The 20,427-nt window shown below is 70.3% G+C and carries 21 protein-coding genes and 1 riboswitch; of the genes, 13 read left to right on the forward strand and 8 right to left on the reverse strand.

Going from position 1 to position 20,427, the window contains the following annotated elements; genetic code table 11:
• Positions 1 to 34 precede the first annotated feature (34 nt).
• The 7 genes from AB0M14_RS31180 to AB0M14_RS31210 all read left to right on the forward strand — a co-directional run bounded on the left by AB0M14_RS31180 (position 35) and on the right by AB0M14_RS31210 (position 7,886).
• Positions 35 to 1,315: an ABC transporter substrate-binding protein gene (locus AB0M14_RS31180; RefSeq protein ID WP_365001351.1), complete on the forward strand. Its 1,281-nt coding sequence runs from the start codon at positions 35 to 37 to the stop codon at positions 1,313 to 1,315.
• Between the two features lie 67 nt (positions 1,316 to 1,382).
• The gene (locus AB0M14_RS31185; protein WP_365001354.1) at positions 1,383 to 2,138 is read left to right on the forward strand and encodes a hypothetical protein; all 756 of its coding nucleotides are present in this window, start codon (positions 1,383 to 1,385) and stop codon (positions 2,136 to 2,138) included.
• A gap of 120 nt (positions 2,139 to 2,258) precedes the next feature.
• The gene (locus AB0M14_RS31190) at positions 2,259 to 2,633 is read left to right on the forward strand and encodes a VOC family protein (protein ID WP_365001360.1); all 375 of its coding nucleotides are present in this window, start codon (positions 2,259 to 2,261) and stop codon (positions 2,631 to 2,633) included.
• A riboswitch (cobalamin riboswitch) is annotated at positions 2,630 to 2,818 on the forward strand. (Overlaps the previous gene by 4 nt.)
• A 14-nt stretch (positions 2,819 to 2,832) precedes the next feature.
• Positions 2,833 to 4,485, forward strand: a complete 1,653-nt coding sequence (locus tag AB0M14_RS31195) for an ABC transporter substrate-binding protein (RefSeq protein WP_365001364.1) — start codon at positions 2,833 to 2,835, stop codon at positions 4,483 to 4,485.
• A gap of 7 nt (positions 4,486 to 4,492) precedes the next feature.
• Complete coding sequence (locus AB0M14_RS31200) at positions 4,493 to 5,434, forward strand: ABC transporter permease (protein ID WP_365001367.1); 942 nt, start codon at positions 4,493 to 4,495, stop codon at positions 5,432 to 5,434.
• A gap of 218 nt (positions 5,435 to 5,652) precedes the next feature.
• Positions 5,653 to 6,501: an ABC transporter permease gene (locus AB0M14_RS31205; RefSeq protein WP_365001370.1), complete on the forward strand. Its 849-nt coding sequence runs from the start codon at positions 5,653 to 5,655 to the stop codon at positions 6,499 to 6,501.
• On the forward strand, positions 6,498 to 7,886 hold the full coding sequence (locus AB0M14_RS31210; protein WP_365001373.1) for an ATP-binding cassette domain-containing protein: 1,389 nt from the start codon (positions 6,498 to 6,500) through the stop codon (positions 7,884 to 7,886). Before AB0M14_RS31205 ends, AB0M14_RS31210 begins: the two co-directional genes overlap by 4 nt.
• Here the strand turns inward: AB0M14_RS31210 and AB0M14_RS31215 are convergent.
• From AB0M14_RS31215 to AB0M14_RS31225, 3 genes are all read right to left on the reverse strand, one after another.
• Positions 7,846 to 8,826, reverse strand: a complete 981-nt coding sequence (locus AB0M14_RS31215) for an LLM class flavin-dependent oxidoreductase (RefSeq protein WP_365001376.1) — start codon at positions 8,824 to 8,826, stop codon at positions 7,846 to 7,848. The two genes, AB0M14_RS31210 and AB0M14_RS31215, sit on opposite strands and share 41 nt — an antisense overlap.
• 122 nt (positions 8,827 to 8,948) lie before the next feature.
• Complete coding sequence (locus tag AB0M14_RS31220) at positions 8,949 to 9,698, reverse strand: SDR family oxidoreductase (RefSeq protein ID WP_365001379.1); 750 nt, start codon at positions 9,696 to 9,698, stop codon at positions 8,949 to 8,951.
• Positions 9,699 to 9,817: 119 nt separating this feature from the next.
• Positions 9,818 to 12,541: a LuxR family transcriptional regulator gene (locus tag AB0M14_RS31225; protein ID WP_365001381.1), complete on the reverse strand. Its 2,724-nt coding sequence runs from the start codon at positions 12,539 to 12,541 to the stop codon at positions 9,818 to 9,820.
• A 91-nt stretch (positions 12,542 to 12,632) separates the two neighbouring features.
• On the opposite strand from AB0M14_RS31225, the gene AB0M14_RS31230 reads away from it, so the two are divergent.
• Together AB0M14_RS31230 and AB0M14_RS31235 are read left to right on the forward strand one after the other, a co-directional pair.
• The gene (locus AB0M14_RS31230; protein WP_365001384.1) at positions 12,633 to 13,307 is read left to right on the forward strand and encodes a hypothetical protein; all 675 of its coding nucleotides are present in this window, start codon (positions 12,633 to 12,635) and stop codon (positions 13,305 to 13,307) included.
• A gap of 111 nt (positions 13,308 to 13,418) precedes the next feature.
• Complete coding sequence (locus AB0M14_RS31235) at positions 13,419 to 13,766, forward strand: hypothetical protein (RefSeq protein ID WP_365001386.1); 348 nt, start codon at positions 13,419 to 13,421, stop codon at positions 13,764 to 13,766.
• Position 13,767: 1 nt separating this feature from the next.
• Here AB0M14_RS31235 and AB0M14_RS31240 read toward each other — a convergent pair whose 3' ends face one another.
• Together AB0M14_RS31240 and AB0M14_RS31245 are read right to left on the reverse strand one after the other, a co-directional pair.
• Positions 13,768 to 14,688, reverse strand: coding sequence for an alpha/beta hydrolase (locus AB0M14_RS31240; protein ID WP_365001389.1), 921 nt, complete (start codon positions 14,686 to 14,688; stop codon positions 13,768 to 13,770).
• On the reverse strand, positions 14,685 to 15,059 hold the full coding sequence (locus tag AB0M14_RS31245; protein WP_365001392.1) for a DUF6463 family protein: 375 nt from the start codon (positions 15,057 to 15,059) through the stop codon (positions 14,685 to 14,687). The genes AB0M14_RS31240 and AB0M14_RS31245 overlap by 4 nt, the downstream gene beginning before the upstream one ends.
• A 30-nt stretch (positions 15,060 to 15,089) precedes the next feature.
• Here AB0M14_RS31245 and AB0M14_RS31250 point away from each other — a divergent pair, with 30 nt between their 5' ends.
• From AB0M14_RS31250 to AB0M14_RS31260, 3 genes are read left to right on the forward strand one after another with little or no spacing between them, the layout of a single operon-like run.
• Positions 15,090 to 15,725, forward strand: a complete 636-nt coding sequence (locus AB0M14_RS31250) for a TetR/AcrR family transcriptional regulator (RefSeq protein WP_365001395.1) — start codon at positions 15,090 to 15,092, stop codon at positions 15,723 to 15,725.
• Positions 15,726 to 15,735: 10 nt separating this feature from the next.
• Positions 15,736 to 16,392 carry a hypothetical protein gene (locus AB0M14_RS31255; protein ID WP_365001398.1) on the forward strand — a complete coding sequence of 219 codons (657 nt, stop codon included), beginning with the start codon at positions 15,736 to 15,738 and terminating at the stop codon, positions 16,390 to 16,392.
• A gap of 3 nt (positions 16,393 to 16,395) precedes the next feature.
• Positions 16,396 to 16,776 carry a hypothetical protein gene (locus AB0M14_RS31260; protein ID WP_365001400.1) on the forward strand — a complete coding sequence of 127 codons (381 nt, stop codon included), beginning with the start codon at positions 16,396 to 16,398 and terminating at the stop codon, positions 16,774 to 16,776.
• 3 nt (positions 16,777 to 16,779) lie between these two features.
• On the opposite strand, the gene AB0M14_RS31265 is transcribed toward AB0M14_RS31260, so the two are convergent.
• Genes AB0M14_RS31265 through AB0M14_RS31275 form a run of 3 tightly spaced genes read right to left on the reverse strand, consistent with a single transcriptional unit; the run spans position 16,780 to position 18,967 of the window.
• Positions 16,780 to 17,187: a RidA family protein gene (locus AB0M14_RS31265; protein ID WP_365001403.1), complete on the reverse strand. Its 408-nt coding sequence runs from the start codon at positions 17,185 to 17,187 to the stop codon at positions 16,780 to 16,782.
• Between the two features lie 2 nt (positions 17,188 to 17,189).
• Positions 17,190 to 17,957 (reverse strand): IclR family transcriptional regulator, encoded by a 768-nt coding sequence (locus AB0M14_RS31270; RefSeq protein WP_365001406.1) that lies wholly within the window; start codon positions 17,955 to 17,957, stop codon positions 17,190 to 17,192.
• Positions 17,954 to 18,967, reverse strand: a complete 1,014-nt coding sequence (locus AB0M14_RS31275; RefSeq protein WP_365001409.1) for a sugar kinase — start codon at positions 18,965 to 18,967, stop codon at positions 17,954 to 17,956. The genes AB0M14_RS31270 and AB0M14_RS31275 overlap by 4 nt, the downstream gene beginning before the upstream one ends.
• Positions 18,968 to 19,148: 181 nt before the next feature.
• Here AB0M14_RS31275 and AB0M14_RS31280 point away from each other — a divergent pair, with 181 nt between their 5' ends.
• Positions 19,149 to 20,426, forward strand: coding sequence for an amino acid deaminase (locus AB0M14_RS31280; RefSeq protein ID WP_365001411.1), 1,278 nt, complete (start codon positions 19,149 to 19,151; stop codon positions 20,424 to 20,426).
• Position 20,427 lies beyond the last annotated feature (1 nt).

The following is a 20,427-nucleotide window of genomic DNA, read 5'->3' on the forward strand; positions in this document are numbered from 1 at the left end:
TTTTCCCGCGTCTCAAACGCGGGCAGGAGGCCGAATGCTCGAAATATCCCCGCTCCGGAAGCCGATGCGCGGCACGGTGATCCGAGCCGCCGGCGCGGCGGTGGCGGTCCTGCTCGCCGTCACCGCCTGCGGCGGCCGCGACGGCGACGGCGGCACCGTCGGCCAGGGCGACTGCCGTGGCCAGCAGACCACCGGGATCACCGACGCGAGCATCAAGCTCGGTGGCGTCTACCCACTGTCCGGACCCGCCTCCGCGTACGGCGAACTCCCCAAGGGCGTGCGCGCCTACTTCGACTACGTCAACGCCGAGCAGGGCGGGTTGAACGGCCGGAAGGTCGAATACCTGGTTCGCGACGACGGCTATCAGCCGCCGAAGACGGTGGAGGAGACCCGCCGGCTGGTCGAACAGGATCAGGTGTTCGCGGTCTTCTCCACGCTCGGCACGGCGACCTCGTCCGCGGTGTGGGACTACCTGAATCAGCGCAAGGTGCCGCAGGCCTTCATCGCGGGCGGCGCGACCAAATGGGGCACCGACGGCGACCATCCGTGGACGATCGGCTGGCAGCCCAGCTATCGGGCCGAGGGGCAGGCCTTCGCGCGCTACGTCCGGGAACAGCGCCCGGACGCGACCGTCGCGGTGCTCTACCAGAACGACGACTTCGGCAAGGATCTGCTGACCAGCTTCACCGAGGCGATCGCCGGCAGCGGCGTCCGGGTGGTGGGGGAGCAGAGCTACGAGGTCACCGATCCCTCGGTGGAACCGCAGCTGCGCAACCTGGCGAACACGAAAGCCGATGTGCTGCTGAACTTCTCGACCCCGAAGTTCGCCTCCCAGGCGCTGGCCGCCGAGGCCCGCAACACCGACTGGAACCCGCTGCACATCCTCGCGCAGGTGGCGAACACCGTCAGCATGCTCAAACCGGTCGGATTCCAGAACGTGCAGGGCGTGGTGTCGGTCGCCTTCATGAAGGACCCCGCCGACGCGCAGTGGGCCGGCGACGGCGGAATGCGCACCTACCGGGAGAAAGTCGTGCAATACGCGCCGGGTGCGGACCCCACGAACCAGTACACCGCGGTCGGGTGGGCGATGGCGCAGAGCTTCCACAAGACCATGGCGGCGGCGAAATGCCCCACCCGCGAAGGACTCCGGGACGCGGTGCGCGCCCTCGACAATGTCGCCGTCGACCTGCTGCTGCCCGGTATCACCATGAAAACCGGCCCCGGCGACGCGTTCCCGATCGAAGCCATGCGGATCCAGCGGTTCGAGGGCGACCACTGGACGCTGACCGGCGACGTGATCAACACCAGTAAATAGTCCACCCCTGCGGTCGTGGCGCAGTCCGGCGTCACGACCAGCCTGAAATTCAACGATGAGGTTCTCGATGAAATTGCACAGATCAGTAGTGACCGCCGCGCTCGCGGCCGTGGCCCTCGGCGTCAGCGCCGGCGTCACCAACGCCGCGCCCGCGCCGGCTCAGCAGGAGGTGCACTACGAGGTGAGCCGCCAGGGTGACGCCGCGGTGCTGACCACCAGCGACGGCAAACTTTTGACTGTCGGTGATCAGCTCGTCGTGACCGACGCGCAGGACACTCCCGTCGCCGCCGTCCCGCTGACCTACCGCATCGACGCCATGGCGTACCCGATCGCCGCCCGGATCGAGGGCAACACAGCGTTTCTCACCCCGTCCCGGGAAGGCGGCATCCCGGTCGCGGCGGTGCAACCGGCCGACGTGGTCAGCACCGATCAGGCGTTGCACACGGTCGCGGAATCGTTCACCCCGCGCGATCAGGGCGCGCTCGGAGTATTGGCTCAGCGCTTGACCATCGGCGGTTCGATCAGCGCGATCGTCGGCGCTGTGCTCGGTGGCGGCATCGGCTGCTTGGTCGGCGGCGCGGCGGGCGCGACCATCGCCAGCCCCGTCATCGCCCTGCTGCTGCCCTGGGTGGGCGCGACGATCGCCGGTTGCGTCCTCGGCGCGGCCACGCTCGGCGCGGTCGGTGCGATGGTCGGCCTGCTCACCGTCGGCGGACCACTCGCGCTGTTCTCGGCCTACCAGTACTTCTCCACCATCCTGGCCCCGTGCCCGCCGGAACTCCCGGCCTGCAAGGACCCGATGGTGCCCGCACCGCCGAAGTAGCCCCGCCCAGGCTGACGCGCCGGACCGTTCCGCACGGTCCGGCGCGTGCTCGTGTGCCACGGACGCCGGGAGGTGACAAACGTCCAAGCCGCGGCGCGCGGGACGGGTCAGGATGGGGCCATGCATATCGAGAAGATCACACCGAAGCTGGTCGTGGCAGACGCTGACGAGGCGATTCGCTTCTACTGCAAGGTTTTCGGCGCTGTGCCGGGGGAGCGGCACGACGGGGACGGGCGCGTGGTGTTCGCGGAGCTCGAGCTGCCCGGCGGCGTGCTGTTGCAGCTCAAGGACGCCGACACGGTCGACCGGGGCGGGGCCGGAATGCTGCTGAGCGTGATCGTCGACGACCCCGACGGGCTGGCCGAGCAGATGGCCGCGGCCGGCGGCGAGATCGTGTTCGAGGTGGCGGATCAGCCCTACGGAATCCGGCAGGGCCGGGTGCGAGACCCGTTCGGGCACGAGTGGATCGTGGGTGCGCCGCTGATCACCGGCTGAACGGCCGGTGGCCGCGTGCTGCTAGGTTCACTCCCGCAGGGAACACCGGTGCGAATCCGGGGCTGTCCCGCAACTGTGACCGAGGAGCAGACCTTCACTGATGGCCACGACCTTCCTGGGTTGGAAGGCCGAAGGCGAGCGTTGATCCGGGAGCCAGGATACCTGCGCCGTTTCAGGACCGAGCTTCACGAGGATGACGATGCGAGTGCTTACGCGCCGCCGGCCCAGCGCCGCGCGGCTATCCGACCATGCGCCCGGGACCGGGCGACAGCGCCGTTCCCGGGCCGCTGCCGCCCTGGCGGGACTGCTCGCGGTCGCCCTGGTATTCACCGGTTGCGCGGGCGAGAACGACGGCGGCGCGGCGTCTTCCGCGCGCGCCTTGCGCGCCGCCGGTGACGGCACCCTGACGATCTACAACTCCTACAAGATCGCCGGTCTGGACCCGATCGGCACCGGCACGAACTGGCTCTTCGACTGGGGCGTGGCGGAGAATCTGCTCCAGATCACCGAAACCGGCGAGGTCGCGCCGTGGCTGGCGGAGTCCGTCGTCCGCGACGGGGACACCCGCTGGGTCGCGACGCTGCGCAAGGGCGTCACCTTCCAGAACGGCAAGCCGGTCGACGCCCCGGCGGTGGCCGCGGCGCTGAGCCGGCAGATCGCCCGATCCGCCGCGGCCCGGGTGTATCTCGACCAGGCGACGACGGTGACCGCCGACGGCGAGAAGGTCGTGATCACGACGCCGGCGCCGAACGCGATGGTGCCCGCCGCGCTCGCGGCGCGGGACAACTCCTTACAGATCTACGACGTCGCCGCGATGGACGCCGCGGGCGGCGACTCGGCCAAGATCGTGGGCGCCGGTGCGTATTCGGGCCCGTACGCGATCACCGCGTGGACGCCGGACAACCTCGTGCTCGCCCCCTACCAGAAGCACTGGGAGGGAACGCCGCCGCTGAAGGGGATCACCGTGCGAGTCGTGCCCGACGAGCAGGCCCGCCTGGCAGGTGTGCGCAGCGGCGAGGCCGATATGGCGTTCTACCCGTCGACGTCGGCCAAGCTGGAACTGAAGGGGGACAAGGACATGCATGTGCTGTCCTCGGAACTCGCGTTGCAGTCGCTGCTGGTGGAGATGAACCTGAAAGCCGGAATCTTCACCGATACCGCTGTGCGCAAGGCGTTCACCGCGGCGATCGACTACCGGGGCATCGCCGCCGACGTCGGCAATGGCCAGTTCGCGGCGGCCACCGGCCTGTACCCGCCCACCATGTCGTTCGCGGTGGACAGTCAGGTGCACGACCTGAACGAGGCGAAACGTCTGCTCGACACCGCGGGCTGGGTGCCGGGCGGGGACGGCATCCGGTCCAAGGACGGCCGGCGGCTGGTGGTGCGCTTCGTGACCCAGGCTCAGGGCCCGGAGACCAACGATGTCGCGATCGCGATGCAGGACCAGGTCGCGCGCGCCGGTTTCGAGCTGCGCATCGACAACGCCGAGGACTCCGCCGCGGTGAAGAAGGATCCGGGCGCGTGGGAATCGTCGGTGGCGCTGAGTGGTTCGCTCTCGGGCACCGCCGACCCGATCCAGCCGTACCTGGTGCGCTGGACCACCGGTGGTTCCTCGAACGCGCAGGGCGTGGCGAACCCGGAGATCGACGCGATCGGCGCACAGTTGCGCGGCGAGTTCGATACCGCGCGCCGCGACGCGCTGCTCGAGCGGGCGCAGCAGATCCTGGTGCGGGAGCAGGCCTATGTGGTCGCGGGCACCTTCAAGTACTTCACCGTGGTGACGGGTCCGGAGTGGGCCGACTACCGGGTGTCGAGCGTGCGCAGGCACCTCACCAGCCAGACCGGCAAATAGCGCGGCGATGCGAGTATTCGTCCTGGCGCGCCGCCGGGTCGTCGAAGCACTGCTGACCTTGCTCGGCGCCAGCGTGCTGATCTGGGCCCTGATGCCGTTGGCTCCGGGCGACCCCGCGCGCATGATCCTTGTCGCACAGGGTGTTCCGGAGCCACCGCCCGAGCAGATCAGCGCGCTGGAGCAGACGCTGCACCTGGACCAGCCGGTGCCCGTGCAGTACGCGCACTGGGTGTGGGGTGTGCTGCGCGGCGATCTGGGGCTGTCGTTCGTGTCGGGGCGGCCGGTGTCGGGCGAGTTCGCCGACCGGCTGCCCGCGACGCTGACCTTGGCGGTCACCTCGCTGGTGCTCGCGCTGGCCCTGTCGGTCGCGCTCGGGGTGCTCGCGGCCCGGTATCCCCGGCGCTGGCCCGATCACGGCACCCGGTGGCTGGCGCTGGTGTTCGCCTCGGTGCCCGGATTCGTGGTGGCAATGTTGCTGATTCAGGTGTTCGTGGTCGGAATGGGCGTCGGCAAGGCCGCGCTGGACGGCACCTGGCGGCAGGTGTGGCTGCCCGCGATCTGCCTGGCGGTCGGCCTGTCCGACAGCTGGTCGCGGCTGCTGCGGGCGAATCTGCTCGGGTTCACGGAGTCGCCGACCGCCGCCGTGCTGCGTGCGCGCGGCGCTTCCCGGTGGCGGATCCTCTGGCGGCACGGGCTACCCAACAGTGCGGTGCCCTCGCTGCACGCTCTCGCCGTCGGGACCGCCGTGCTCATCGGCGGGGCGACGGTCGTCGAGACGGTCTTCACCTGGCCGGGGCTGGGTTCGTACGTGGTCACGGCGGTGAAGACGCGGGATCTTCCGGTGATCCAGGCGTTCACGGTGTTCGCCACGGCGAGCTATGTGCTCACCAGTCTCGCCGCCGACCTGTTGTCCGCGGTGATCGATCGACGGATCGCGGTGCCCGCGTGAATCGCCGGTCCGTGTCGCAGCTACCGCCGGATCGCGGTGCCCGTGTGCATCGATGGTGGTGGCGGCAGGTACTGCCGAATCGTGGTGCCCGCGTGGGTTGCTGGTCGTCGCGGCAGGTACTGCCGAATCGCGGTGCCCGCGCGAATCGCTCGCCTTGGCTGCGTCGGCCGCTGAAACGCAGTACGCCGAGGGCGGCCCGTGTTCGTCTCACGGGGTCCGTGCGTGCCGGGGCCGTGCTGCTGGGTCTGTTGCTGGTACTCGCGATCGTGGGGCCGCTGCTGGCGCAGTACCCGCCGAACGAGCCGCATTACGGGGACAAGCTGGTCGCACCGAGTACCGAATACTGGCTGGGGACAGACCAGTACGGCCGGGACCAGTTCTCGCGGGTGCTGAACGGGTTGCGGCTGTCGCTGCTGTCGGCGTTCCTCGTGCTGGCGGGGTCGGCGACGATCAGCCTGCTCGTCGGGCTGGGCGCCGGGCTCTACGGCGGCCGGCCCGACCGGGCGGTGTCCCGGGTGATCGACGTCGTCCTGGCCATCCCGGGACTCGTCCTGGCGCTGGCCGTGGTCGGTCTGCTCGGCCCCGGCTATCTGAATCTGCTACTGGCACTGGTGATCGCGAGCTGGGCGGCCGACGCTCGCGTCGCACGGGCGCTGACCTTGGCGGCGCGCACCCGGCCCTATGTGATCGCCGCGCGGGTGGCGGGCGTGAGCAGGCCCGCGATCGGGGTGCGGCACCTGCTGCCCGCCGTGCTCGGCCCCTTTCTGATCGTGGCCACGCTGCGACTCGGCGGCATCGTGGTGGCCTTGGCCGGATTGTCGTTCCTCGGTCTCGGCGTGCAGATGCCGGAAGCGGAACTGGGCGCGATGCTGGGTGACGCGCGCCGATTCCTCACGGCCGCACCGTGGTTGCTGATCGCACCCGCGGTGGCGATCCTGGCGATGGCGGCGGCGGCGAATCTGCTCGCGGAAGGTGCGCGAGACCGGGTCGCTGACTCGCGGGATCGGCTCGAAGGTGCGCGAGACCGGGTCGCGGGCTCGCCGGACCGGCTCGGGAGCGAGCGATGAACGCGCCGATCGCGGAGCTCCGAGGGCTGACAGTCGCGTATCCGGGGTCCGCGCCGGTGCTGCGCGAGGTCTCGCTGACCGTGCGGCGTAGCGAGACGGTGGCGGTGGTGGGGGCGAGCGGGAGCGGTAAGACCACTCTCATCCGCGCGCTGCTCGGCACCCTCGACGACACGGCGCGCGTCGACGGCACGGTCCTCATCGACGGTGTCGCACTGGCGGGGAAGGACTTTCGCGCGGTGCGCGGCACCGTGCTCGGCTATGTCAGCCAGGACCCGTTCGCCGCGATGGATCCGATCATGTCGGTGGGTACCAATATCGCCCAGGCGTGGCGCATCGCGCGGCGGCCGGTGCCCGAGGGCCGGATCGTCGCCGACCTCGCCGCGGTCGACATCACCGACCCGGCGACCCGCGTCCGGCAGCGACCGCATACCTGGTCCGGCGGCATGTTGCAGCGCGGTTCGGTGACCACTGCGCGGGCCCTCGATCCGGCGCTGGTGCTGGCCGACGAACCGACCTCGGCGCTGGATGAGGCCAACGCCCATCGCGTCATGGCCGCGTTGACCGACGGTGCCGCGGCGCTGCTGATCGTCAGCCACGACCGGCGGCTGGTCGAGCAGTACGCCGATCGGGTGTATCTCGTCGAGGACGGCACCGTCGTCGAATCGAGTGCGGTGACTCCGGTTGTCGCGCACCACGTTCCGGCCCGTAAGCCGGTGCCGGCGGCCGCACCGATCCTACGGGCGCATGGCGTGACGAAGCGGTATCCGTCCGGAGCCGGTTCGGCGGCAACTGATCTCGAGGTTCGCCGTGGTGAGATCGTGGGGCTCGCCGGGCCGTCCGGGGCCGGGAAGAGCACGCTGCTGCGGGTGCTGGCCGGGGTCGAACCGCCCAGTGCCGGACGTCTGGTCTGGGCGGGCCGGGACGGACCGCCACCGCCAGGAAGCGTGGGTGTGGTGTTCCAGAACGCGATGGGCAGCCTCGATCCGCGTCGGCCGATCTATCGCAGCATTACCGAGCCGTTGCAGCCGCGGCTGCGCAGCCGGCTGCGCCGGGCCGACGCGCTGGCCGTCGCCCGGACTGCCCTGGAGCGCGTGGGATTGGGCGCTATCGATCCCGGGCGCTACCCGCGCGAGCTTTCCGGTGGTCAGGCGCAACGCGTGGCGCTGGCCCGGGCGCTGGCCGGGGATGTGCGGTTGCTGCTGGCGGACGAGCCGACCGCGTCGCTCGACGAGTCCGCCGCCGCCCGGATCATGACGATCCTGCGTGAGCTCGCCGACGACGGGATGGCGATCGTGCTGGTCTCGCATTCCGAGCGCGTCTTGGGCGAGCTGGCCGACACCGTGGTCAGGATCGAGCCGATCGAGGAGCTGCCCACGGTGCGATGACCGCGTCGGCGAACAGCCGCAGACTGGTGCGCACGGCGGCCGTGGCCGGACCGGCCGGTTGGACGTTGCACAGGAATTCGGTCGCGTCCGGCACCACGAGGTCGCGCTGGATCGCGGCCCGCACCTCGGTGCCGGTGCCGAGATAGCCGTGCCCGGTGTCGACGTAGTCGCGGGCGGTGAAGCCGGGCGGGAACCGGCCCGCGTCGATCGAACTCGCGACCCAGCGTTCGATGCCCGGCCGCATGTGCTCGAACGCGGTCGCGGCGGAATCCGCGCACAGCACCGACCGGGACACGCCGACGCGCGGTGTGCGCCCGGCGGCCTCTTGCGCGGCACGGTATTTCGCGACCCGCTCGGCCGCTATCTCGTCCCGCGGGCCCTGCGGGGACGAGGTCCGCCCGGTGAGCACGCCGAGGTCGAGTTCCGCGGCGAGGTCGAACCCGGATTCGGAGGCGGTCCCGATCCAGAGCCGGTCGCGCAGCCCCGGCGCCGCCGGCACCAGATCGCTGTCCGGGCCGAAGGCCGCGAGCAGGTGGTGCAGTGTCTCGGTGAACCGTTCGTGCCGGTGCTCGTGATCCCGGCCGAACCGCGCGGCGGTCGGCGCGTCCGCGCCCGCGCCGAGCCCGAGTTCGAGCCGGCCGCCGCTGAGCGCGTCCACCGTCGCCGCGTCCTCGGCCAGCCGGATCGGGTCCTCCAGGGACCCGATCACCACCGCCGTTCCCAAACGAATCCGGCTGGTGCGCTGCGCGATAGCCGCCAGCAGCACCAGCGGCGAGGGGCAGTGCGCCCGTTGGGCCCCGAAGTGATGCTGGGCCACCCAGAACGAATCGAACCCGCACTCTTCCGCGTGCACGGCCAGCTCGACGGTCTGGCGCAACTCCTGCGCTGAGTCGCCGTCACCGACCACATGCGAGATGAACCCGAACCGCACTCCACCCATCCCGTCGCCGTCGACCTAGCCGTTCCACCGTAGTGGCAGCACCGGAATCCGGATGACATCGGCACCTGGCAACGCATCGGTGGCTGGAAACCGCTGCCGGCAACGGCTTCCCGTCGACAACCTCAGTCGCCGACCGCTCCGCAGGAGATGTTGACCTGGGTAGCGGTTAGGGAGCGGCCATGTTCGGAGGCGACGAAGGCCGCCACGTGACCGACATCGGCGCGGGACGCCGCCCGGCCGAGCAGGGTGGCTTCGTGCATGCCCTGGCGGGCGGCTTCGGTTTCCGGGATGTCCGGGAAGCTTTCCGGGATGCCGCCGGTCAGCAGCGAGACCACCCGGACGCCGTGCGGGCCGAGTTCGGCGGCCCACTGGCGGCGCAGGCCCTCCACGGCGTCGAAACCGACCTGCACGTTGCCGAGGCCGGCGACCTTGCTGGTGGGATCCGAGCCACCGAAGAACAGGATCACGCCGGACTTCTGGGCGATCATGTGCCGGGCGGCGGCCTTGGTGGTCAGCAACTGGGAGGTGACCAGGTCCGACATCGCCTTCGCGAAGTCGGTGACGGAGATATCGATGAGCGGCTGGAAGATCGACGTCTGGGCGATGACGTTCACCGAAATATCGAGGCTGCCGGCCTTTTCGACCACGGCGTCGGCGTGGTCGGCGACCGCGGCTGCGTCGAAGACGTCCACGACGGCGGTCTCGGCGCGGCCACCCCGGGCGCGGATCCGCGCGGCGACGGCGTCGAGGGTGGCGGCGGTGCGGCCGACGAGGAAGCAGTTCGCGCCCTCGGCGGCGAAACCTTCCGCCATCGCGGAACCGATGGTGCCACCGGCGCCGTAGATCACCGCGTTCTTATCTGCGAGTATCACGTTGTCTCTCCTATCGATGTGCTGGTAGGAGAAAGTTATGGCGCCGGTCGCGGCGCCCGCATCAGTCGGATGACCGGTGTTCTGCTGCGAAAGACAGCGCCGGATAGGTCATCCCCGGCTCACAGACCGAGCTGAGCGAGCTCCGCGCGCCGCGTGACGCCGAGTTTCGGATACGCCTTGTAGAGATGGTGGCCCACGGTGCGCGGGCTCAGGAACAGCCGCGCGCCGATCTCCTTGTTGCTGTGCCCCGTCGCCGCCAGCCGCACCACCTGAATCTCTTGCGGCGTCAGGAGTTTCAGCGGATCGCTGGGCTGGGTGGTCTGCGGCTCGCCGAGCGCTGCCAGCTCGATGCGGGCGCGGTCCGCCCAGACCCGCGCGCCCGTACGGTCGAAAGCGGCTGCCGCCGAAACCAATTGGGTGCGCGCCTCCGCGCGGCGGCGGCGTCGCCGCAGCCATTCGCCGAAAAGCAACTGGGTCCGGGCCTGGTCGTAGGCGCCGCCGTGCTTGTCGTGGTGGCGCAGTGCGGCGGCGTAGTGTTCCTCGGCCGCGTCGTCCGCGGCGGCCAGCAGCGCACGGCAGCGCTGAGCCAGCGCGGTCGCCAACGGATTTCGGACATGGTGTGCCCAATTCTCGAACGCGGCCAGGTGAGCGCCCGCGCGTTCGGGGCGCTGACCGCGAAGCGCGGCTTCGACGTGATCGGGAACGGCGCGGATCAAGAAGTCGTGCGCCGCCGGACCGGTGCACACCTCGTCGAGCAGGTCCAGCGCGGTCTGGAATCGGCCCGCGGCCAGTTCGCCGACCGCCAGTCCCCAGGAGACGAGCGCGCCGTGGGTCGGATGGCGCTCGGACAGGAACGGACCGATCTCCGCGGCGAGCGCGCGCGACCGCCGTTCATCCCCGGTGACGGCCGCCGACCACACCGTGATGGCCCGCAACACCGCGACCTCGGTGTCCATGCCGAGCTCGAGACCCAGCGAAACAGCTTCCGCCACCGAGGTTTCCGCCGCCAGGAATTTCCCGCTCAACAGCTGCGCGAGAGCCACGAACTCCAAGGTGTACGGGATCCACGCCACCGCCCCGGTGGCGCGGGCTCGATCGACGGCGGTGGCCATGACCGCGGCCGTGGCGGCGTCGTCGGCCAGCATCACGCCGTTGAAAGCCGCGACCACCTCATGGAGGTAGTCCGCCGGGCCAATGCGCGCGGCCCTGATCTGGGCTGCCATCGCCGCGACCGCCGCCTCGGGCCGGCCAGCCAGGAAATCGGCCCAGGCGATCTGGCCGGCGACGTGCGGACGAAGTGGTGAATCCTGCGGCAGGCGCAGGGATTCGAACTGCCGGACTCCCGGCGCGAGCAGGTCGGGCCGAGCCGCGTCGCGGGCGCAGCACACGGCCTCGGTGAGAATGAACACCGCGCGCTCGGGATCGCAGTCGACCACCAGTTCGGCGGCGGCCAGCGCGAGGGTGGCGTCCGCCGCCGGTGAGGTGCGCTCGTACTCGACCTGGGCCCGGATATGTGTGGCGTCGGCGATGATTCCGTTGTCGTCGGTGCGCGCGGCGGCTTCGGTGGCGAGCCGGGTGGCGCGGTCCGGTCGCCCCGCGTCATAGGCGGCGCGCGCCGCCAGCAGCAATCGCCGGGCGCGCTGTGCGGGGTCGACGCTGAGCCGTCCGGCCCGATCGTAGGCCGCCGAGACCGCCATCGCACCGCCGCGATGCTGCGCGCGCCGCGCCGCGTCCTCCAGTTCCGCGGCGACCTGCTCGTCCGGGTCGGCGGTGGCCGCGGCGAGATGCCAGGCCCGCCGGTCGGCGTCCTCGGGGCTGGTCAGCGCCTGAGCGAAGGCCTGGTGCACCGCGATGCGCTGATGATGGGCGGCCTGCTGGTAGGCGGCGGCACGGATCAGCGGGTGGCGGAAGGTCAGGCGGTCGGTGGACATGCTGACCAGGTCGGCGTGCTCGGCGGGTTCGAGATCGGCGGCCGTGAGACCGAACGCGGCCGCCGCGCGCAGGATCGTCTCGATCCCCGCCCCGGTGTCGGCCGCCGCGAGCAGGAGCAGAGTGCTTGTGCCCGTGGGCAGTTCGGCGATCTGCGCGCGGAAGCTGTCCTGCACCCGGCGGGCCACCGGCAGCGGCCCGACCTCGTGCCCGGGGTCGGTGTGCCCCGCGCGCTCGGCGGCGCGCCGGCTCGTCCCCAATTCGATGAGCGCCAGCGGATTTCCGGCGGATTCGCTCAGCACTCGTTCCCGCCCGGGCACGGTCAGCCCCGGCGCGCGAGCATCGAGCAACTCCGCCGCGGCCGCGCGCGGCAACCCACCCAGCCGCAAGGTGTCCAGACCGGGCGTGGCGAAGGGCAGCGCGGTCTCCCGGACCGCGAACAGCACGGCGATCGGATCGGCGTGAAATCGCCGTGCCGCGAACAACAGCGCGTCCGAGGAACTGCGATCCAGCCACTGCGCGTCATCGATCAGCACCAGAGTCGGTGTCTCGGCGGCCAATTCGGCCAGCAGGGTCAGCGTCGCCGCGCCGACCAGGAACCGGTTCGCCTCCGGCCCCTCGATCTGCCCGAACGCCGCCCGCAACGCTTCTGCCTGCGGCGCGGGCAACCCGCCGACCCGGTCCAGATACGGATACAGCAGCAGATGCAGTGCTCCGAAAGGCAACTCGGCCTCGGACTCGACGCCGACCCCGCGCACCACCCGCATACCGGTCGTCGCCGCCGCGTAGTCGACCAGCGCCGATTTCCCGATCCCCGCCTCGCCGCGCAGCACCAGCGAACGACTCGTGCCCGCCACCGCGTCGGCCAGCAGCCCATCGATCGCGGTCCGCTCACTCGCACGCCCCAGCAACACGCCGTCAGCATAACGATCCGCATACCTCGCGGCGCTCGGGCCGACGGCTCCTTCCGTCGAAATGGCAGGTCGGCGGGTAATACTGTGCGTCGTGACGGACGCTGGTGCGGTGCCGGCCTGGCGGAAGCGAACCGCTGGGGAATCGCGGTTGGCGGCGACCGGGGCGGTGGTCGGGATGGTGGTGTTGCAGGTGGTGCTGCCTGCGGAGTTCCGGCCGCAGCCCACCTGGGCCTGGCCCGCGGTCGAGGCGCTGCTGCTGGTCGTCCTGCTCGTCGCGAATCCGGTGCGCATCAACCGCGAGGAGACCTGGTTGCGCGCGGTGAGTCTCGGGCTCACCGGACTGCTCGGCCTCGCGACGATCTGGTCGGTGGCGTTGCTGGTTCGTGGACTGATCGACGGCACGCTCAGCGACGAGCCGATGAAACTGCTCGGCTCCGGCCTGGCGGTCTGGCTGACCAATGTGGTCGTCTTCGCTCTGGGGTACTGGGAATTCGACCGCGGCGGCCCGGCCGCCCGCGCGCACGCTCGGGAACCGCTCCCGGATTTCCTGTTCGTTCAGATGCAGAGCCCGCACCTGGCCAGCCGGGACTGGGAACCGGAATTCATGGACTACTTCTACCTCGCCTTCACCAACGCCGCCGCCTTCAGCCCGACCGACGTCATGCCGATGTCGCGCTGGGCGAAGGCCGCGATGCTGGTCCAGTCCGCTATCTCCCTGGTGCTCGCCGCCCTGGTGGTGGCGCGCGCGATCAACGTGCTGAAGTAGCCCACAGCCAATCTTGCCGTTGACAAGTTATATTCCATTGTGGAACATGGAGCCATGCCTACGCTTCCCTGGAAAACACTCGCCGCTCCCAGTACGTCCGAGGTCCAGTGCATGGCCTCACGGCTCGAGGTCAACTCGGTGCGCAACGCGCCGGGCTTCCTGATCGCCTCCTTGCGGCTGTGGCTGCAAGCCCGCCGGGCGCCGGGTGCGCTGGGCGTCGCGTTGAAAGCCGACCTGCTGACCGGCACCTTCTGGACCTACTCGGCGTGGACCGACAAGGCCGCGATCTACGCCTACGCGTCCGCCGAGCCGCACAAGTCGACGGTCGCGCGCAAGCGAAAGGTCATGCGCGAAGCCACCTTCGTGTTCTTCGCCGCGCCCGCCGGCGCACCGCCCGAGTCGTGGGACGCGATCGGCCGCCGGATCGCCGAGCAGCGCGACTCCGCGGCCGTCGGCTAGTTCACAGGGATTTCAGGAACTCGGCGGTCCGGGCGGCCAGGGCCTCCGGCGCCTCGCCATTGATCGCGTGGGAGCGACCGGCCCAGACTTCGACCTGCGCTGCCGGGATCATGCGCGCCCGCTCGGCCGCCCGCTCCGGATTGTGAATGATGCTCGCGCCCGCGATGATCACCAGCATCGGTGTGCTGAGCGCGGATATCTCCGCGTCCGTCAGCAGCTCGGGCTGGGGCTGATGCTGCGCGAAATCGCGCATGCCCGAGGCGATCAGGCGCGCTTCGGGCATGGATTCATCGACTTTCACCCCGCCGGAAATCCAGCTCAGCAGCCAATTCCGGACCGGCCGCGGCATGCCGGGCAGCACGCTGCCCAGGGACACCACGATCATCTTCCAGGTGATCGGCGCGAACGTCACCGCCGGATCCAGCAGGATCACCGAGGCCAGCCGCTCCGGCCGGTGGATCGCGCACTGCGCGGCCAGCCAGCCGCCGATGCTGACGCCGAACAGGTGCATCCGCTCGACGCCGAGCTGGGCGATCGCCTCATCGACCCAGGCCGCCTGATCACGCGGCCCGCGCATCGCCGCGGTCTGTGCCGAAGCGCCCGGCTCGCCGATACTGTCGATCGACCACACGGTGCGGATCTCGCACAGCGTGGCTAGGTTGGCGCGCCACATCGGGGTCGAGGCCTGCCGGCCCGACAACAACAGGATCGGCTCCGGGTCCGGCGGGCCGAACCGGTACGCCGTGGTGGTCCCGAATGCCGTTGTCACCGTCCGGATTTCCGCGGGCGATGGCAGTGTCTGCATACCGGCACGGTATGCCTCGGTGAAGCGCGTCCGCCCGGCGACGGAGCGGAAGCAGCCGATACCTTCCGCTTGCGGCGCGACGGGCGCGTTGTCCGGCAAGCTGTCCACTTCGGTCATGACTGCATGCTAGGTAGCAGGGACCCGCTGCGCACTTCACCGCCGCGGCGGTGCCGCGCCCACCCGCCGATCCCGACGGCCAGCGGTACCAGGACCGTGAGAAACCCGGACACCGGTTCGAACGCGAGACCGAACGCGACGAGAACGGCGATCGCGAGGAGGATCGGCGCGGGTACATAGCCGCGTGCGCGCTCCACATCGATGACGGCGACGCCGAAACACAGGGCGGCGACTCCGAACGCGGTGAACCAGAAGGCGAGTTCGCCGGTCTCCTTGCCGCCTGCCCACACCGCGACGCCGAGCGCGGTGTGCGCCGATCCGATGAAAGCGAGCAACGCGCCCGTCCAGGGGAAGCGAGTTTTTGAATCCATATTCATAAACCTTGCCCTAAGCTATCCCGCGTGGCAAGACCCCGGCGATTCACCGACGATCAGATCCTGGACGCGGCCCGCGACCTGCTCGCCGATCCGGCGACCACCCGCCCGGCCATCGCCGCGATCAGTGCCGCCTCGGGCATCCACACCGGCTCGATCTACGTCCGCTTCGCCTCCCGCGAGGAACTGCTCGCCCGCCTGTGGCTCCGCTCGATCCGCCGGTTCCACGTCGGACTGATCGCCGCCCTCGCCGGCCCGGACCCGCTGCTCGCCGCCGCCACCTATCTCACGCGGTACTGCCGCGAGCACCCCACCGAAGCGCGTGCCATGAAGATGTTCCGCCGCGACGAACTGCTCGAGGTGGGTCCCGAGGAGCTGCGCGCCGAGATCGCCACCGTCAACGATCACATGAACGCCGCCCTGCGCGCCGCGGTCCTCGCGGAGTTCGGCAGTGCCGACGACCACCACATGGCGATAGCGACCGCCGCCATCAAGGCCATCCCGTACGGCCTGGTCCGCGAATACATCGCCGCCGCGGCCCCCATCCCGGAGTGGGTCGACGCCATCGCCGCCACCGCGACATCCGCCGTGGTCCACACGCTGCGACCGGCCGCTCGATCCGGGACCGGTCACGAACCGGCGGATTCCGGGACCGGGCGCTAGCATTCGGGATGTGCGCCCCGGCAAGTGGTTTCGAGTCCTCGGTTGCCTGGTCGTGGTCGCGGGTTCCAGCGGATGCGTCGGCGCTGTGGACCGGTCGGATTTCGAGGACCAGGTGCGAGCCCGGGGCGGCGGCTTGGTGAGTGCGTTGCCGCGGGACGCGGTCGCGGCGGTAGCGGCGCGGGTCGGCGCGGCCGATCTGGAGGTGAACCTGATCATGCTGACCGCGCCGAATTCGGCGCAGTTCCGGCTGGTGCTGGACGATCAGCCGGACCAGGTGACCAGGTTCCTGGCGGCGGGGGATGAGTTGACGGCGCGGGAACCCACCGCGCGCTTGCGGGTGCGGCCGCCGGATCGAGGTCGCCAGCTCGATGACTATTCGTTCACCCTCGGGGACCTGAGTGCGCCACGGCCGGTGCGGGTTTCGGCGCTCGACGATCTCGACGGCGAGAACTTCGTGGTCAGCGCGGTGCCCGGGCTCGCCCGGATCGAGGACGTCGTCGACACGGCGCTGGCCCGGAGTGGACTACCCGATGGGCAGGTCACTGTTCTCGTGGTGAGCCGGTTCGGCCGCGACCTCCGGATCGTCGCGAACGTGCTGTCGCCGCGGTCGGAAATGATCGCCGAGTTCGACCACACCGGCGCGTTCCTTCGAATGCGGCAGGTGTAGCCGATGCCCCGCTTGCTGGTGACCGCGGTGTCGACCGGGGTCAGCGCCGGATTCTTCAGTACGCTCGTGCCGGTCGCCCTCTGGCCCGGCGAAGCGAAACTCACCGCGCCCCTGTTCTGTTCGGCGACCACACCCGAGCCGTTCGTCGTCTCGGACACCTTCCACGACTCGGAAGGGACCTCGACCAACTACACCCTGTATTGCGTGGGCGAGCGCGGCGCGCTCACCAACGAGGGTTTCGCCCTGCCGATGCTGGTGCTGTTCACCGCACACGTGCTGATCATCACGACGCTGATCCTGCTGGTGACCCTCGTTCGGCGCGCCCGTTCGCCGCGCGACAGCGACACGCTACCGGCGGACTGCCGCGAATATCCGCCGCTCTAGGGCCTATTCGGCGACGATCGCGATGGCGTCGATCTCGACGAGCATCTCTTCGCGCGGCAGTCCGGTGAAAACCGTAGTGCGGCTGGGCAATACGTCGCCGGTGGTGTGGGCGGTGACGAATGCGCCGTACGCCTCGTTCATGATGGCGAAATCTTCACGCTTGGTGAGGTAGACGCGCAGCATGACCACGTCGTCGAAGGTGGCGCCGCTGGCGTCGATGATCGCCTTGACGTTCTGCAGGGTCCGGGTGGTCTGGGCCGCGACGTCGCCGGGGTAGAGGTACTCGCTGGTGGCGGGGTCGACCGGGCCCTGCCCGGAAACCTGGACGAACGGGCCCTTGCGCACGCCCTGGGAGAAGGTGTGGGCCGGGGCGGGGGCGTCGGTGGTGCGGACGGCGATCTTCGCGCTCATGGTCAGCCTTTCGGGGTGGGTTGGCGGCCGGGGGTCCAGCCGAGTTCGGTGGAAACGGCGTCGGCGGCGGCCCGGACCTGGGGTAGCCGGGCCAGTACCTGATCGTGGTCGAGCAGCATGTCCGGCACCGACATCGACACCGCGGCCACGACCGCGCCGGTGCCGTTGCGCACCGGGACGCCGATGCAGTTGACGAAGGTTTCGTGTTCCTCGTGGTCTTCGGCATAGCCCTGGGCGGCAACGAGTTCCAGCTCCGCCAGGTACTGCTCCGGGGTTCGAATGGTGCGCTCGGTGAACTTGCGGTAGTCGATCCGTTCGGCGACCGCCCGCCATTCCGCGCGCGGCAGCGCGCAGACGAGCACCTTGCCGACGGCCGTGCAGTGCAGCGGCGCGGGCCGCCCGATCCTGGAGTACATCCGCACACTCTGGATCGCGTCGAACTTGTCGATGTAGATCGCCTCGCCCGCCTCATAGGTGGCGAGGTGGATCGTCTGCCCGGTCGCGGAATTCAGCGCGCTCAGATGCGGGCGCGCGAGCGTGCGGACATCCCGCTGCTCCAGCGCCTGATTGGCCAGTTCGAACAGCCGGGAGCCGAGCACGTAGCGGTGGTCGTCGTCGTGGGTGACGAAGCGCTGCGATTCCATGGTCTGCAACAGCCGCAACACCGTCGACTTGTGCACGCCGAGCTCGCCCGCCAGCTGATCCAGTGATCGCCCGTCGTCGCCGAGGGAGATCAGGATTGTCAACGCGCGCAACAGACTCTGGCTCATAGCGCCATATTCTCGGTCAGCACCGCGTCGGCGTAGCGCACCCGGGCCCACTCGGACTCGGTGCTGGAGGCAAGGGCCGCAAGCCTTTCCGGCGCGGGCAGCTCGGCCACGTCGCCGGTTCCGGTCAGCGCCGCCGCGGCACACAGATGCCCGAACCGCAGGCGCTGGCCGAGCGGTCGCCCGTGCAGCAGCGCCGCGAGATAGCCGCCGGCGAAGGCGTCGCCCGCGCCGATCCGCTCGGTGACCTCGAGGGCGAGCGCGGGCATTTCGACCCGCTCCGTGCCGGAGAAACCGGTGACCGAGTGCTCGTTGTTCTTGACGATCAGATGGCCGGGTTCGGGGAACAGCGCCCGCAGCCGGTCGGCGTCCTCGGTGCCGAACACCGCCCCGGCTTCGTCGGCCCCGAGAAAGACCACGTCGGAGCCGCGCACGTGGCGGGCCAGGATTTCGGCGGCTTGCTCGGTGCGCCCGGCCCAGAGGGCCGGACGGAAGTTCAGGTCGAAGCTGACCAGCCGGCCGCGCCGGGGGAGCGCGAGCACCGCTTCGGTGAGGCCGGTCGCGGATTCCGAGAGCGCGGTGGTGATTCCGGTGAAATGCACGAGCTGACACCGCGTCAGCAGTGCGGCCGCGGCGGGGGCCGCGATATCGGCCGTGGACAGCGCGCTGGCCGCGGAACCGGTGCGGTAGTACAGCATTCGGCTGTCGCGCGCGGCGAGATCGGTGGCCCGGCCCGAGCCGCTGCCCCGTTCTTTCACATAGACCGCGGTAGGTCTGCCGGGGTCGGTGACGACCGCGGAGACGTCGACGCCGCGGGCCGCGAGGTGCCCGGTCAGATAACGGCCGAAGCCGTCGTCGCCGACCCGGGAGAGCCACGTGGCGTCGACGCCGAGTTGCGTGAGCACCGTCGCCACGTTCGCTTCCGCGCCGCCTGCCGTCCGTTCGAAGGTCTCCGACTCCTCGAGCGGTCCGGGGCGCGCCACCAGAACGGCGAGCCCCTCCCCGATAGTCACTGCCCTCGGGCGGGGCGACGTAGTAGGCCACGTCACTGCAATCTCCCTTCTGCCCTTGCGGCCACCGGCCATCCTGTGCAGAATAACCACACCAAACACGATGCGCAACAAGCGTTGCAAAATATGCAATGCATAGACTGCATAAGTTGCGGACCTGAAATCCGCGGGAAGGAGCGACAGGGTGATCGATGAGAAAGCCGTTGCCGCACTGGACGATCGGACGCTCGGCCCCGAGCACAAAGGTCTCCCGCCCGCGGCCTGGGGCCGCACGGTCCGGCAGTTCCTGGATTCCGAACCGCGGCTCGACGCCTTCGAGACCCCGCTGCTGACCATCGATCGGGCGGCGGTCGCGTCGAACGTCGCGGTACTGGCCGACTGGGCCGCCGCGGCCGGTGTGCGGCTGGCGCCGCACGGGAAGACCACGATGTCGCCGCAGCTGTGGGCGCGCCAGCTCGCCGCGGGCAGCTGGGGCCTGACCTTCGCCACCATCTGGCAGGCGCAGGTCGCTCGATCCTTCGGTGTGGGCCGTGTGATGCTGGCCAACGCGCTGGTCGATCCCGTCGGATTGCGGTGGGTCGCCGCGGAATCCGCGCAGGACCCGGCCTTCGAGTTCCTCTGCTGGGCCGACAGCGTGCAGACGGTCGCGGTGATGGACGAGCACCTGCGCGCGGCGCCGGCGGCGGCGCGCATCCGGGTGATCGTGGAACTCGGTGGGCCACATGGCCGTACCGGCGCCCGCACGCTCGAGCAGGCGCACGCCGTCGCCGCCGCGATCGGGCGCTCCGACCGGCTGATCCTGGCCGGCGTCGGCGGTTACGAGGGCGCGCTCGCCCACGACCGTTCGGCGGCAGGTCTGGCCGCGGTGCGCGGGTATCTCGACCAGGTGGCCCGCCTGCACCGCGAACTCGCCACCGCCGGAGCCTATTCCGGCGGCGCGATCGTCACCGCGGGTGGCAGCGCCTATCCGGACCTGGTGGTCGAGCGCCTTGCCGGGCTCGCAGACGAGCAAGGCGCACAAGGCGTTCCGACCACCGTCGTGCTGCGGTCGGGCGCGTACATCATCCACGACGACGGCTTCTACGCCGGTATCTCGCCGCTGGCCGCCACCCGTACCGACCGTCCGCTGCGGTCGGCCATGCACGGGTGGGCGCGCACCGTCTCCCGCCCGGAACCCGAACTCGCCCTCCTGGACGCCGGCAAGCGCGACCTGCCCTTCGACGAAGGTCTACCGGTCCCGCAGCGGCTCGCGGGCGCGGCGACGGTGTCGGCGCTCAACGATCAGCACACTTTCCTCCGGCTCCCGGGCGGCGTGGCCGGCGATCTGCCCGTCGGCACGGTGGTGCGGCTGGGCTTGTCGCATCCGTGCACCGCCTTCGACAAGTGGCGCCTCATCCCGGTGATCGACGACGCGGACGCGGCACACCCGCGCGTCGTCGACCTCTTGCACACCTTCTTCTGAC

It is taken from the genome of Nocardia sp. NPDC051832, assembly GCF_040681285.1.
Taxonomy (GTDB): Bacteria; Actinomycetota; Actinomycetes; order Mycobacteriales; family Mycobacteriaceae; genus Nocardia.

Excerpts from the sequence above, each read along its gene's own strand:
- AB0M14_RS31180 (WP_365001351.1), top strand. The coding sequence starts at position 35 with ATGCTCGAAATATCCCCGCTCCGGAAGCCGATGCGCGGCACGGTGATC.
- AB0M14_RS31185 (WP_365001354.1), top strand. The coding sequence starts at position 1,383 with ATGAAATTGCACAGATCAGTAGTGACCGCCGCGCTCGCGGCCGTGGCC.
- AB0M14_RS31190 (WP_365001360.1), top strand. The coding sequence starts at position 2,259 with ATGCATATCGAGAAGATCACACCGAAGCTGGTCGTGGCAGACGCTGAC.
- AB0M14_RS31195 (WP_365001364.1), top strand. The coding sequence starts at position 2,833 with ATGCGAGTGCTTACGCGCCGCCGGCCCAGCGCCGCGCGGCTATCCGAC.
- AB0M14_RS31200 (WP_365001367.1), top strand. The coding sequence starts at position 4,493 with ATGCGAGTATTCGTCCTGGCGCGCCGCCGGGTCGTCGAAGCACTGCTG.
- AB0M14_RS31210 (WP_365001373.1), top strand. The coding sequence starts at position 6,498 with ATGAACGCGCCGATCGCGGAGCTCCGAGGGCTGACAGTCGCGTATCCG.
- AB0M14_RS31215 (WP_365001376.1), bottom strand. The coding sequence starts at position 8,826 with ATGGGTGGAGTGCGGTTCGGGTTCATCTCGCATGTGGTCGGTGACGGC.
- AB0M14_RS31235 (WP_365001386.1), top strand. The coding sequence starts at position 13,419 with ATGGCCTCACGGCTCGAGGTCAACTCGGTGCGCAACGCGCCGGGCTTC.
- AB0M14_RS31240 (WP_365001389.1), bottom strand. The coding sequence starts at position 14,688 with ATGACCGAAGTGGACAGCTTGCCGGACAACGCGCCCGTCGCGCCGCAA.
- AB0M14_RS31245 (WP_365001392.1), bottom strand. The coding sequence starts at position 15,059 with ATGGATTCAAAAACTCGCTTCCCCTGGACGGGCGCGTTGCTCGCTTTC.
- AB0M14_RS31260 (WP_365001400.1), top strand. The coding sequence starts at position 16,396 with ATGCCCCGCTTGCTGGTGACCGCGGTGTCGACCGGGGTCAGCGCCGGA.
- AB0M14_RS31265 (WP_365001403.1), bottom strand. The coding sequence starts at position 17,187 with ATGAGCGCGAAGATCGCCGTCCGCACCACCGACGCCCCCGCCCCGGCC.
- AB0M14_RS31270 (WP_365001406.1), bottom strand. The coding sequence starts at position 17,957 with ATGAGCCAGAGTCTGTTGCGCGCGTTGACAATCCTGATCTCCCTCGGC.